General features: G+C 73.4%; 12 protein-coding genes. 8 read left to right on the top strand and 4 right to left on the bottom strand.

The window, feature by feature from the left end; translation table 11 throughout:
• Positions 1-7: 7 nt before the first annotated feature.
• On the bottom strand, positions 8-1,219 hold the full coding sequence (locus HH311_RS13095; RefSeq protein WP_169184111.1) for a CaiB/BaiF CoA-transferase family protein: 1,212 nt from the start codon (positions 1,217-1,219) through the stop codon (positions 8-10).
• Between the two features lie 44 nt (positions 1,220-1,263).
• Between HH311_RS13095 and HH311_RS13090 the strand changes: the two genes are divergently transcribed.
• From HH311_RS13090 to HH311_RS13080, 3 genes are all read left to right on the top strand, one after another.
• On the top strand, positions 1,264-2,253 hold the full coding sequence (locus HH311_RS13090; RefSeq protein ID WP_169184110.1) for a GTP-binding protein: 990 nt from the start codon (positions 1,264-1,266) through the stop codon (positions 2,251-2,253).
• Positions 2,254-2,617: 364 nt separating this feature from the next.
• Entirely contained in the window at positions 2,618-3,586 is a 969-nt protein-coding gene (locus HH311_RS13085; protein ID WP_169184109.1) for a DNA polymerase domain-containing protein, read from the top strand.
• A gap of 54 nt (positions 3,587-3,640) precedes the next feature.
• A complete protein-coding gene (locus HH311_RS13080) occupies positions 3,641-3,835 on the top strand; it encodes a hypothetical protein (RefSeq protein ID WP_169184108.1) in 195 nt (64 codons plus the stop codon).
• Positions 3,836-3,848: 13 nt separating this feature from the next.
• Here HH311_RS13080 and HH311_RS13075 read toward each other — a convergent pair whose 3' ends face one another.
• On the bottom strand, positions 3,849-4,055 hold the full coding sequence (locus HH311_RS13075) for a hypothetical protein (RefSeq protein ID WP_169184107.1): 207 nt from the start codon (positions 4,053-4,055) through the stop codon (positions 3,849-3,851).
• Positions 4,056-4,181: 126 nt separating this feature from the next.
• Between HH311_RS13075 and HH311_RS13070 the strand changes: the two genes are divergently transcribed.
• From HH311_RS13070 to HH311_RS13060, 3 genes are all read left to right on the top strand, one after another.
• On the top strand, positions 4,182-5,189 hold the full coding sequence (locus HH311_RS13070) for an alpha/beta fold hydrolase (protein ID WP_169184106.1): 1,008 nt from the start codon (positions 4,182-4,184) through the stop codon (positions 5,187-5,189).
• A gap of 107 nt (positions 5,190-5,296) precedes the next feature.
• Positions 5,297-5,731: a TIGR03618 family F420-dependent PPOX class oxidoreductase gene (locus HH311_RS13065; protein ID WP_169184105.1), complete on the top strand. Its 435-nt coding sequence runs from the start codon at positions 5,297-5,299 to the stop codon at positions 5,729-5,731.
• Between the two features lie 19 nt (positions 5,732-5,750).
• Complete coding sequence (locus HH311_RS13060; RefSeq protein ID WP_169184104.1) at positions 5,751-6,647, top strand: DMT family transporter; 897 nt, start codon at positions 5,751-5,753, stop codon at positions 6,645-6,647.
• A gap of 15 nt (positions 6,648-6,662) precedes the next feature.
• On the opposite strand, the gene HH311_RS13055 is transcribed toward HH311_RS13060, so the two are convergent.
• Positions 6,663-7,547, bottom strand: coding sequence for an AraC family transcriptional regulator (locus HH311_RS13055; RefSeq protein WP_169184103.1), 885 nt, complete (start codon positions 7,545-7,547; stop codon positions 6,663-6,665).
• A 264-nt stretch (positions 7,548-7,811) separates the two neighbouring features.
• Here HH311_RS13055 and HH311_RS13050 point away from each other — a divergent pair, with 264 nt between their 5' ends.
• Complete coding sequence (locus tag HH311_RS13050) at positions 7,812-9,485, top strand: NAD(P)/FAD-dependent oxidoreductase (protein WP_169184102.1); 1,674 nt, start codon at positions 7,812-7,814, stop codon at positions 9,483-9,485.
• Positions 9,486-9,516: 31 nt separating this feature from the next.
• On the top strand, positions 9,517-10,578 hold the full coding sequence (locus tag HH311_RS13045; RefSeq protein ID WP_169184101.1) for an alcohol dehydrogenase catalytic domain-containing protein: 1,062 nt from the start codon (positions 9,517-9,519) through the stop codon (positions 10,576-10,578).
• On the opposite strand, the gene HH311_RS13040 is transcribed toward HH311_RS13045, so the two are convergent.
• Complete coding sequence (locus tag HH311_RS13040) at positions 10,568-13,084, bottom strand: HAD-IC family P-type ATPase (protein WP_248292544.1); 2,517 nt, start codon at positions 13,082-13,084, stop codon at positions 10,568-10,570. The genes HH311_RS13045 and HH311_RS13040 overlap by 11 nt on opposite strands.
• Positions 13,085-13,128: the final 44 nt, after the last annotated feature.

Below are 13,128 nucleotides of genomic sequence, written 5' to 3'. Positions count from 1 at the left end.
GCACCTCTCAGAACCCGGCGATCTCCTCGTCGGTGTAGCCGATCTCGGCGAGCACCTCGGCGGTGTGCTGGCCCAGCAGCGGCGGCGGGGCGGTCGGGGACGGCGGCGTCGCGCCCGGTCCGGACACGTGCACCGGGAAGCCGGTGCCGTGGTAGGTCCCGACCCCGGGGTGCTCCATCTCCACGTGGTGCCCGCGCTCGAACGACCAGGGGTCGGAGTAGAGGTCGTCGAGGGTGTTGATCGGGCCGACGGGGACCCCGGCCGCGTCGAACGCCCCCGCCCAGTGCGCGACCGGCTTCTCCCGCATCACGTCCTCGACCAGCGCCATGAGCTCCTCGCGGCGGTCGGCGCGGTCGGCGTTGGTGGCGAAGCGGGGGTCGTCGACGAGCTCGTCGAGCTCGAGGACCTCGCAGAAGCGCCGCCACAGCCGCTCGCTCCCGGTGGCCACGACGAGGGTGCCGTCCGCGCACGCCATGGGCTGGTAGGGCACGACGGTGGGGTGCGCCGCGCCGAGGCGGCGGGCCCGGCGGGCGTCGTGGAACACCGCCTGGGCGGCCCAGGTGTGCCAGGCGGTCTGGGCGTCGAGCAGTGAGACGTCGACGTACTGCCCCAGGCCCGTCGTGTGCCGGGCCTGCAGGGCCATGAGCACCCCGATCACCGCCCAGGTCCCGCCGTTGAGGTCGCCCACGGGGAGGCCGACCTTCGTCGGGGGCCCGTCCGGCTCGCCGGTCAGGCTCATGATGCCGCCCATGGACTGGGCGAGGACGTCGTAGCCGGGGCGGTCGCGGTAGGGGCCCGTCTGCCCGAAGCCGGAGATGGCGACGTGGATGAGCCCGGGGTTGGTCTCCCGCAACGTGTCGTAGTCCAGGCCCCAGCGCGCCAGGGTGCCGGGGCGGAAGTTCTCGACGAGCACGTCGGCGCGGGCCGCCAGGCGGCGGGTCGCCTCCTGGCCGCGCTCGGTGGTGAGGTCGAGGACGATGCCGCGCTTGTTGCGGTTGGTCGACAGGTAGTAGAGCGAGATGCGCTGGTGCTCGTCGTCGTGCTCACCGTCGTGCTCGTCGTCGTTGAGGAAGGGTGGTCCCCAGCCGCGGGTGTCGTCCCCGAACGGCGGTTCGACCTTGACGACGTCGGCGCCCATCTCGCCCAGCCACTGGGTCGCGTAGGGGCCGGCGAGCACCCTCGAGAGGTCCAGGACGCGGATGCCTTCCAGCGGACGCACGTCCGGGGACGCTACGTCGTGGGCGTCTGGCAGGCTCGCCGGACGTGGGTCACAACCGCACGGTCCCGGTGGTCCTCGTCGCGGGCCACCTCGGCGTCGGGAAGTCCTCGCTGGTCAACCACCTGCTCCGGCACGCCGACGGGACCCGCATCGGGGTCGTGGTCAACGACTTCGGGGCGCTCGGGATCGACGCCATGCTCGTCGCGGGCCAGGCCGACGCGGTCACCTCGCTCGCCAACGGCTGCCTGTGCTGCACCACCGACGCCGACGGCCTGTCGGGGTTGCTGGCCGACCTCACCGCACCCGCCACGGGTCTCGACCTCGTGGTCGTGGAGGCGAGCGGACTGGCCGAACCGCGGGAGCTCGTGCGGCTGCTGCTGGCCTCGACCGACCCGCACGCGGTGTACGGCGGCCTCGTCGTCGTGCTGGACGCCGCGGCGCCCGACCTGGAGCAGGCCCGGCCGGCCGACCTCGCCGTCGTGAACGGGCTGGACCGGGTGTCGCAGGCTGCGGGCGACGCGGCCGTGGCGGCGGTGCGCGGGGTGGCTCCGGGGGCCGTCGTGGGGACCTCCCACGGGGCGCTGGACCCGTCGTTGCTCGCGGATCCGGTGGCGCGCCCGAAGCCGGCGCAGCTGGGGCTCGACGAGCTGTTGCGCGAGGTCGACGGGGCGCATCCGCACGAGGCGGCGCAGAGCGTGTCGTTCGTGTCGGAACGCCCGCTCGACCCGGGACGGTTGGCGGCGTTCCTCGAGGCCGGGCCGGCGGGCGTGGTGCGGGCGAAGGGCGTGGTGCGGGTGGCGTCGGGGTCGGGGGTCTGGGAGGTGCAGACCGTCGGGACGGCGATCCGGGTGCGTCCGGCGCCGCCGCGGGCGGTCGTCGACGGGGCGCGGCTGGTGCTGATCGGGGCGGGGTTGGACGAGGGCGCGCTGGTGGCGGCCCTGTCGGGGTGCGTGGTGCGCGACGACGACCCGCCGCTGCCCGACCACGCCGAGCTGGCCCTGACGCGGTACCGGATCGACCTGACCGAGGTCTGACACAGCTCATCGGACGTGGGCGGACCTGCGCGCGGCGCACACACGCCGGCGGCTGTGGTGCGTGGTTCCGCTCGGACCTGCGCGCCACGCGCACATCGGCCGCGCACGCCGTTCTCGGATCGCCGGGCCGAGGGAGTCACCGCACGCCGTGCGGATCTTCGTTCGGCGTGCAACGGCTCCCTGATCACCGGCACGCCGGAGTCGTGGCCGAGGCCGGCCGAGTAGGCGCGGGGCAGCAGTTCCCCTCGGAGCCGTGCCTGGCAGGCGTCGGGGTGTGTGCGCGACACGTCGGTCTCCCCGGATACCAACGTCCCGGCGCCGCCTCCGGCTTGACCGGCCGCCGCGCTGCGGCCACGGTCGGCGCATGGCGACGGATCCGGACGAGGTGCGCGACGGGGTGGGTCTCACCCACCTCGACCAGGAGCTCCTCGCCGGCGACGACGACCATCCCCCCGTGACCAAGCGCGCCCTGGTCGACCACCTCGACGCCGTCGCGGACCGCATCCTCCCGCTGCTCGCGGGCCGCCCGCTCTCGGTGGTCCGCGCCCGCGGCCGCGAGCGGTTCATGCAGAAGAACCTGCCCAAGGGCGCCCCGGACTGGATCCGGTCGGTGACGTTCTGGTCGGAGAGCTCGCAGCGCGACGTCCACTACGCCCTCGTCGAGGACCGCGCGACGTTGCTGTGGTTCGCCAACCAGCGTGCGGTCGAGTACCACGTCCCGCTCACGCTCGCCGCCGACCCGGGCACCCCGACCCACCTCGTCCTCGACCTCGACCCGCCCGAGGGGTCCGACCTGCGTCCCGTCGTCACCGCCGCCCGGGCGGTGCGCGAGGTCCTCCGCGACGCCGGCTTCGACCCCGCCGTGAAGACCTCCGGCGCGAAGGGGCTGCACGTGGTCACGCCCATCCGGCCGGCATCGATGGAGGACGTCCACGCCGCCACGCGGGCGGTGGCGGCGCGCGCCGAGCGGCTCGAGCCGGAGGGCACGACGACCGCGTTCATCCGCGCCGACCGCGGCGGCAAGGTCTTCCTCGACGCCACCCGGGCGGGCAACGCGACCGTCGTCGCCGCCTACAGCACGCGGGCGCGTCCCGGCCTGCCCGTGTCGTGCCCGTGCGACTGGGACGACCTCGACGACGTCGTGCCCTCCGAGATCACCGTCGCGACCCCGGACCGGTTCCTCCGCGGGCCGAGCTGGGTGGAGCGCCTCGGCGAGCCCCGCGCGATCCCCGACGACCTCGTCGAGGAGGGCCACACCATCCCGGTCGCCCGGGTCACGGCGATGCACGAGGGGAAGCGCCGCAAGCGCGCGGCCGCCCGGGACGACGACTGACGGAGTATCAGGTACCGTCGGTACCGAAAACATCGTCGTCGTGAGGAGGCCGTCGTGGACTTCGCCGGCATCGGACCGGTCAAGGATGCCTTGACCACCACCAACGATCTGCTGGAGAAGGTGCTGGGCGAGCTGCGCCGCACCAACGACGCGCAGCTCGACGCGGTCGTGACGGAGCTGCGCGCCGTCCGGGCGTCGGTCGACCGTCTGGTCGCCCAGCAGCAGGAGGTCGCGGCGCCGGCCTCCTGAGGCTCCCGGGGGCCTACCGGGAAGGCACGGACGAGTGCCGCATCCAGCGCACCCCGAGCCACGCGAGCACCGTGACCGCGCCGGCCACGCCGACGGAGGCCGCCATCCCGACCGATCCCGCCGGCACCACGCCGGCCAACTGGCCGAGGACGTCGACCAGGAGCGCGACGACGAGGGCGCCGCGGATCCAGGAGCCGGTGGTGAGGTGTGCGGTGTCCATGGAGCACAGCGTGCGCCCGGGCGATGAAGGGCCGGTGAGCGCTTGCTGTGCGTCACCTACGTGCCCCGCGCCGGTCTCACGACGCGCCTGGAAGGGTGACACCCGACGACTCGGGTGGAGGTGGGCGTGCGACGACGGGTGCTGCGGTGGCTCCGGCGCACCGGGATCGCGCTCGGCACGGTCATCGTCGTCGTCCTGGCGCTCGCCGGGCTCTACCTGGCGTGGGACGACCTGGCGCCGGTGCACGTCAACACCCCGATCCCGGGTTTCACCGTCGACGCCGCCGGGGTCGCCACGCACGTCGAGCACTGGGCGGCGGCCCACCCGTCGGGACAGCCGCCGGTGGTGCTCGTGCCCGGGTTCGCCGAGTCGACCTACGTGTTCTCCCGCCTCGCGCCGCGCCTGGCGGAGGACCGCGACGTCTACGCCTACGACGTCCGCGGCTACGGCTGGTCCGCCCACCAGGGCCCGTACACGCTCGCGGCCGACACCGACCAGCTCCAGGGGCTCCTGGCGGCGCTGCACCTGACGCGGCCGGTGGTGCTCGGCCACTCGCTGGGCGCCGCGATCGCGCTCTCGCTCGCCCTGCGCGACCCGGGCGCGGTTACCGGGGTGGTGGCGGCCAACGGCGACGGCACCCCGTACTTCGGCGCCGACCGGTCCCAGGCCGGCGGCGGTGGGAGCGGCCTGCGGACGCTGCTGACGCTGCCGCCGCTCGGACCCGCCGTCGTCACGGCCGTGGTCCGCCACCGCGACCCCATCCGCCGGCTGGTGGCTTCGCAGTGCGGGCCGGGCTGCCCGACCGACGACCGCGCGATCGACCGCTGGCGGGCGCCGTTCCTCGCCCCCGGCGGCGTCGGCGCCTTCCTCGCGATCGCGCGTCAGCCCCTCATCGGCCTGACCGACGACCAGGAGCGGGCCATCCGCGTCCCGACCGCGGTGTTCTCGAGCAGCGAGGACCGCAGCTTCGACCACACCCAGGCCCTCGCGACGGCGGCCCGGCTGCACACGGGCCTGGTCGCCGAGCTCCCCGGGGCCCGGCACCTCGCCCTGCTCGGCGAGCCCGACGAGGTGGCCGCGGCGCTGCACCCGCAGCTCGCCGCGCTGGTCGCCCAGGCCACCCCGCGGCGGTAGGGGCGGGGCCGTCCTCGGGTGCCCGACGTGACGGTTGCGCGGGCGAACGGGCCGGGCACCCGCGCCGCGCACCGACCGCGCACCCGACCCGGAAGAGGAGCCCGACGATGGCGGACACCCGCAACGGCCCCGACCTGCACCCGATGACCGAGGAGCTGGCCTCCGGGGCGAACTTCGCCTCGGTCGCGACGCTCCTGCCCAGCGGCCTGATCCAGAACCAGGTCCTGTGGTGCGACATCAAGGACGGTCGGCTCGTGTTCAACACCGAGACCCACCGCACGCGGTACGAGAACCTCCAGAAGGACCCGCGGGTCACGGTGCTCATCCGGGACGAGCAGGACCCGTATCGTTACGCCGAGGTGCGGGGCGAGGTCACCGAGTTCACCACCGGCCAGGAGGCGCGCGCCCACGTCGACGAGATCGCGCGGAAGTACACCGGGCAGGACTACCCGCCCGAGGCGATCAAGTCCGAGCGCGTGATCTGCTGGGTCACCCCGCACCGCCAGACGATCATCGACCAGAACGTCGACACGAGCGACTGACCTCCGGGAGGCGACACCGATGAGCGGTGACGACGTCGCGGGCACCGTCCTCGTCCTGCTCGCCGCGGTCGTCAACGCCTGCTCGACGGTGCTGCAGCGCCGCGCCGCGCGCGACGAGCCCGACGACGCCGCCTTCTCCATCGGGATGCTCTTCGACCTGGTCAAGCGCCCGTCCTGGATCGGCGGCATCCTCTGCATGATCCTCGGCTTCCTGCTGCAGGCGGCGGCCCTGACCGTCGGGCGGATCGCGGTCGTCCAGCCGTTGCTCACCGCCGAGCTGCCGCTGACGCTGCTGCTGGCCGCCTGGGTGTTCTCCCACCCGCTGCCGGCGCGGGAGTGGGTGGCGATCGGCGCGATGGCGGTCGGGCTCGCGGGGTTCGTGTACTGCCTCGCGCCGTCCGGCGGCGACGTCCTGGGCGCGCCCACCTACCGCTCGGTGATCGCGCTCGTGATCGGGCTGGGCGTGGTCGCCGGTCTCACGGCGGTCGGCGCCTCGCGCCACGGCCAGCAGCGCGCGGCCGCGCTCGGCCTCGCGACCGGCACCCTGTTCGGCATCGTCGCGGCCCTCGTGGCGGCCGTCGGCGCGGCGTGGGCCGGCGGGTTCGTCGGCCTGTTCACCGCCTGGCAGACCTACGCGGTCATCGTGCTCGGCCCGACGTCGTTCTTCCTGCTCCAGTCCGCGCTGCAGGCCGGCGAGCTCGACGCCTCCCAGCCGGGGTTCACGCTGATGAACCCGCTGGTCGGCGTGCTCTGGGGCGTGTTCGTGTTCGGGGAGGTGCCGCGCGGGGGCGCGTGGGTCGTCGGCGAGATCGCGAGCGCCGCGGTCATCGTGGGCGCGACGCTGCTGCTGGTCCGCTCGCCCGCCCTGCGTGCGGGGGAGCAGCCGGCCGAGGCGTCACCCGCCCGCTCCGGCTGAGCAGGACCTCGGCGCTCACGCCCGGCGGCGGATCTCCCCGGGGGTGACGCCGAGCCGCTTGCGCACGACGCGGTTCATGTGGCTCTGGTCGGCGAAACCGCAGGTCAGCGCCACCTCGGGCAGCGGCGTCCCGGTCCGCTCGAGCAGGCGCCGCGCCCGGTCCACCCGCTGCTGCAGCACGAACTCGTGCGGGGTCGTCCCCGTCGAGGCACGGAAGCGGCGCGCGAAGTGGAACTTCGAGAGGCCGACCGCGCCGGCGAGGTCGTCGAGCGTGAGCCGCCCGTGGAGGTGGCTCGCGACGTGGTCGCGCACCTGGTGCTCCTGGCGGAACGTCAGGCACTCCGAACCGCCCGGCTCGCGGAAGATGACGTGGGCGTGCCGACGCAGGATCGTCACGGACAGCTGCGTGGTCAGCGCGTCCACCAGGAGCTCGCTGCCGACCCCGCCGTGCGCCGCCTCCCGGGCGATCGCCATCGCCGCCCGGTGGATCGCCGGGTCGTCGGCCTTGATGGTGTCGTGCAGCGCGACGTCGGTGACCTCGCGCTCGTACATCGCCCGGCAGGTCGAGGCGAGCTGCTCGTGGGTGAGGTAGACGTGGACGACCTCGATGGGGTCCGACCACGTCCAGTGGGAGTCGGCGGCCCGCGTCAGCAGGGATACGTCGCCCGGGCCGAGCCGTTCGTGGTGCCACTCCGCGTCGAGCCGGCGCCGCATCTCCGTCACCCCGCGCCGGTAGGCGACGACCATGAAGTCGCGCAGCGGCGGGACCTCGACGTCGGAGTCCTGGTAGCGGTAGCCGCGCACCGCCACCCCGTCCCAGGACTCGTCGGGGCTGCGGACGGTGACCTCGCCGGGGACCCACGTGGGGAGCTCGTCGGGAACGATGAACCCGTCACCCATGGCGCCACCCCGTCGTCGACCGGGAACCACGCTAGCTGTGACGGTGGTCACGAACCACCTGCAGCGCAAGGATGTCCAACGACGAGGCCGATCGTCCGGGATTCGTACCCGGAATCTCGAGCATCCTGACCAGCGCCGATTCGGTCAGGACGCCCGTGCCGGGCAAGGGCGTCCCAGCGACGGCCCGGATCGTCCAAGCGCTCCGCCGCCGTCCGGCTCCACCGTGCACTCCACGGGAGCGACGGGCGAGGAGGTCGCGGGACGATGACGACGAGCACGGACGGCGCCACGAGCACCGTGGACGCCGTGATCATCGGAGCGGGGTTCTCCGGCCTCTACATGCTGCACCGGCTGCGCGACGAGATGGGCCTGCGGGCCCGGGTGTTCGAGACCGGGGACGGGGTCGGTGGGACCTGGTACTGGAACCGCTACCCGGGGGCACGCTCCGACTCCGACTCCTACGTCTACGGCTTCACCTTCGACCGGGACCTCTGGGAGTCCTGGGAGTGGAGCGAGCGCTACCCGGAGTCGCACGAGGTCCGGGCCTACCTCGAGCACGTGGCCGACCGGTTCGACCTGACGCGGGACATCACGTTCGGCACCCGCGTCGAGTCCGCCACGTTCGACGAGGACCGAGAGGTCTGGACCGTCACGACCGACGCCGGGGAGACGGTCACCGCCACGTACGTGATCTCGGCGGTGGGGGCGCTCTCGGCGTCGAACACCCCGCCCTTCCGAGGCATCGAGACCTTCGCCGGCCCCACGTTCCACACCGGCGAGTGGCCGCACGGGGGCGTGGACTTCACCGGGCAGCACGTCGGCATGATCGGCTCCGGCGCGAGCGCGGTGCAGGCCACCCCGATCATCGCGGCGCAGGCCGACGAGCTCACGGTGTTCCAGCGCACGGCCAACTACGTCGTCCCGGCCAACAACGGCCCCGTCGATCCCGACGTCAAGGCCGCGCGCCTCGAGGACTGGGCCGGCATCCGCGAGCGGATCCAGCAGTCGAACTTCGGGTTCGAGCTCTACCTGCAGGAGAAGGGGGCCGCCGAGGTCTCCGACGCCGAGCGCGAAGCGCTCCTCGAGGACTACTGGGAACGCGGCGGCTTCCACATCTGGCTGGGTGCGTACGCCGACATCTTCTTCTCCACCGAGGCCAACGACCTCGTCCGACGCTTCCTCGACCGGAAGATCCGCGAGAAGGTCCACGATCCCGAGACGGCCGAACTGCTGATCCCGAAGGACCACCCCTTCGGCTGCAAGCGCAATCCGCTCGACTCGGGCTACTTCGAGACGTTCAACGAGCCGCACGTCCACCTCGTCGACGTGAAGTCGAACCCGATCGCCGAGATCACCCGCGACGGCCTCCGGCTCGCCGACGGCGCGGAGTACACCTTCGACACGCTCGTGCTCGCCACCGGCTTCGACGCGATGACCGGCCCGCTCAACCGCATCGACATCCGCGGGCGGGGCGGCGAGCCGCTGCGCGAGAAATGGGCCGAGGGACCACGGACCTACCTCGGGCTGATGAGCCACGGCTACCCGAACCTGTTCACCATCACGGGTCCGCAGAGTCCCTCGGTGCTCTCGAACATGCCGGTGTCGATCGAGCAGCACGTCGACTACATCGGACGGATCATCGCCGATCTGCGTGCTCGGGGTGCGACCGTCATCGAGCCCACGAAGGAGGCCGAGGACGGCTGGTGCGCCTACAACCAGGAGATCGCGAACGCGACGCTGTTCCCCACCGCGAACACCTGGTACATGGGCGCGAACATCCCCGGCAAGCCGCGGGTGTTCATGCCCAACCTCGACTTCGTCGGTCCGTACCGGGCCAAGTGCGACCAGATCGCCGCCAACGGGTGGGAGGGCTTCGCCATCGACGGAGCGGCGGTTCCCGCGAGCGAGCACGTCTACACCTGGGCGGTTGCCGGGTGAGCACTCCGAACGGCGTGAGGGAGAACGGACCATGACCGACACCATGAAGGCCTTCGCGATCCTCGGACCCGGCAAGACCGGGCTCGTGGAGCGGCCGATCCCGCACGCCGGGCCGGGCGACGCCGTCGTGAGGACCACGGCGGCGCTGATCTGCACGTCCGACGTGCACACCGTGGCGGGGCTGCTGCCCGTGCCCGACGGGCGCCTGCTCGGGCACGAGAGCGTCGGCGTCGTCCACGAGATCGGCGAGGGCGTGACGTCGGTCCAGGTCGGCGACCGGGTCGCGGTCAACGCCGTCACGCCCGACGGCACGTGCGACAACTGCCAGGCCGGGCACACGTCGCAGTGCCGCGGCGCGCTCGGCGGCTACCGCTTCACCGTCCAGAAGGACGGCAACATGGCCGAGTACTTCCACGTCAACGACGCCGACTACAACCTCGCGCCGATCCCCGAGGGGCTCGCCGACGAGGTCGCGGTCTACGCCTGCGACATGCTCTCCACCGGCATCATCGGGTCGGAGAACGCGGCCATCCCGGTCGGGGGCACCGTCGCGATCTTCGCGCAGGGCGCGGTCGGGCTGTCGGCGACCCTCGGCGCCAAGCTCCGGGGCGCCGGCTTGATCATCACCGTCGAGGGCCTCCCCAACCGGCAGGAGCTGTCCCGGCGCTTCGGCGCGGACGTCGTCATCGACCCAGCGTCGGGCGACGTCGCCGAGCAGATCCTCGCGCTCACCGACGGCGGCGCCGACTCGACGGTGGAGGCGCTGGGCAACCAGGTCACCTTCGAGGCCGCGCTCTACGCCACCCGCCCCGGCGGGACGCTGTCCAACGTCGGGTACCACGGGGAGTCCGGCCCGACGGTGACGATGCCGCTGGACGCCTGGGGCCTCGGGATGGCGGGCAAGAAGATCGCCACCGACCTCTGCCCCGGCGGACGCCTGCGGATGGAGCGGCTCATGCGGCTGCTCGTCAACGGCAAGATCGACCCGACGCCCATGACGACCCATCGGATGTCGATCGACCAGGTCGAGGAGGCCTTCGACATGATGGCCACCAAGCGCGACGGGATCGTCAAGCCGCTGATCACCTTCTGAGACCGAGCAGCCGCTCGAGCAGGCGGTGGCGCAGCGCGAGGCTCACCACCACGAACCAGACCACGACGGTGGGGACGACCGCGTACACCACCGGCGGATCGGGTGCGGTCAGGCCGAAGTAGCTGCGCGTCGCCGGCACGATCAGGACGACGACGAGCGCCAGGAACAGCCCGACCGCCAGCCACGTGGGGCGACGGTCGGGGCTCACCGGCGCCCAGGCGGTGAAGAGCCGCGCCGGGGGCTCGAGCAGCAGGATGAGCAGGATCGACGCGACCGAGACGAACATCGACAGTCCGCTCTGCGCACCGAGGGTCGCGGAGGCGGTCACGAAGTCGGCGTCGACCCCGTAGCGCAGGCCGGTGTACTCCTCGAAGAGCGAGTACACGTTCGACGGCAGGTTCGGGGTGCTGAGCCCCGAGAGCACCAACTCGTAGAGGCCCGCGTAGACCGCGGCGCCGAACCCCGCGGTGAGGATGCCGACCGGGAGGACGAACCGCGCGAGGGAGAGCAGGAGGTCGTCCGCGGGCGGGCCGGGCCGGGCCCACATCGTCAGGAAGAAGGTCGGGACGCCGACGGTGAACAGCGTCAGCCCGACCTGGGTGGGCGTGTAGGGGAATCCCAGCCCGAGCATCGTCACGACGAGGATGACGAGCATCTGGGTCGCCACCCGCGACAGGAACAGGTACATCGACGACCCGACGCCGCTCACGATGCGCCGGCCCTCGGTGCGCGCGGGCGGCAGCGTCGTGAAGGAGTCGTCGAGCAGCACGATGTCGGCGACGTCGCGGGTGACCGCGCTGCCCGAGCGCATCGCCACGCCCACGTGGGCGCGCTTGAGCGCCCGGGCGTCGTTGACCCCGTCGCCGAGCATCGCGACGTGGCGCCCGCGGCGGCGCAGGGCGTCGACGATCTGCTCCTTCTGCTCGGGGGCGACGCGGCCGAACACCGTGAACGTGTCGACCGCCTCGTCGAAGCGCTCCGGTTCGAGCGCGGCGAGCTCCGGACCGCCGATCGCCTCACCTGCCAGCCCCGCGCGGTGGGCCAGCGCCGCCACGGTGACCGGGTCGTCCCCCGAGATCACCTTCGTCGCGACGCCCTCCTCGGCCAGCCCCGCGAGCACCTCGGTCACGCCCTCGCGCAGCTCGTCGCCGAGCACGACGAGGGCCTGCGCGGACACCGGCGGCAGGGAGGGACGTCCGGCGTCGTCGCGCAGCCCCGTCCCGGCCGGGCCTCGGGCCAGCAGCAGCACCCGCAGGCCCCGCGCGGCGTGCGCGCGGGCCCGGCGCAGCAGGCCGTCGACGACGTCGGGCGGGTCGGCGAGGTGCGGCGCGAGCGTGGCGGGGGCCCCGAGGACGACGGTGCCGTCGCCGGTGGCGATCCCGCTCCAGCGCAGCGACGACCGGAACTCGACCTCGTCGTCGAGCCGGTCGGTGGCCGTGCCCGGCAGCGACCCGTCGCCGGCGAGCGCCGCGGTGGTCGCGTTGGGGGAGCGCACCGAGCGGGCGAACGTCCCGAGCAGGGTGCGGGCGTCCTCCTCGGCGACGCCGTCCGCGGGGGCCACCCCCACCAGGGAGAGCCGGCCGCTGGTGAGCGTCCCGGTCTTGTCGGTGCAGATCACGTCCACGCGGCTGAGGGCCTCGACGGCGTTGGTCTGCTGCACCAGCGCACCACGGCCGGCGATCCGCGCGGCCCCGACGGCGTAGGCGACGGCGATGAGGAAGAACAGGCCGTAGGGCACGAGGCCGGAGAGCACGGCGGAGGTCTGCACGAAGCGCAGGACGGTCGAGCCGTCGAGCAGCGCCTGCGCGAGGATCGCGCCGCTCATCAGCAGCACGAGCAGGATGATCAGCCGGACGACGAGGTCGATCCGCCACTGCAGCGGGGTCTGGTCGGTGGTGTCGGCCCGGGCGGCGAGGGTGAGCCGTCCGGCGTGGCTCGCGGGACCGACCGCCTCGGCGCGCTGCCACCCCTCGCCGGAGGCCACCGAGCTCCCGGAGAGCAGCTGGTCGCCGGGGGCCTTGGGGACGGGGTCCGCCTCGCCGGTCAGCAGGGACTCGTCGACCTCGAGCGCCGACGGGGCGTCCCCGAGCACCGGCCCGTCGACGACCACCTGGTCGCCCGTGCGCAGCACCAGCAGGTCGCCCTCGACGACGTCGGCCGGCGCGACCGGGCGCGGCGTCCCGTCCCGCACGACCGTGACCGGCTCGCGGGCGAGCAGCTGCAGGCGGTCGAGCGCCCGGCGGGCCCGCAGCTCCTGCACCGCGGAGAGGGCCGCGTTGATGAGGCCGAGACCGACGCTGACCAGGGCGTCGGAGTAGCGGCCGAGCGCCAGGAGCGCGATGCCGATCACGAACAGGACGTTGTTGTAGAACGAGAAGACCGTCGTGCGGAGGATGCGCGCCGTCGTCCGGCTCGAGCCCCGCACCGGGACGTTCCCCCGGCCGTCCCGCGCGCGCTGCGCGGCCTCGACCTCCGACAGTCCCTCCGGCGCCATGGTGGCGGTCATGGCGCGGATCCTGACAGCTCCCCACCACGCACGCCGCACGGCAG

This window comes from Actinomycetospora sp. TBRC 11914 (assembly GCF_012933465.1).
Taxonomy (GTDB): Bacteria; Actinomycetota; Actinomycetes; order Mycobacteriales; family Pseudonocardiaceae; genus Actinomycetospora.
The sequence above is the reverse complement of the archived record's forward strand: the minus strand, read 5'-3'. Positions and strand labels throughout refer to the sequence as shown.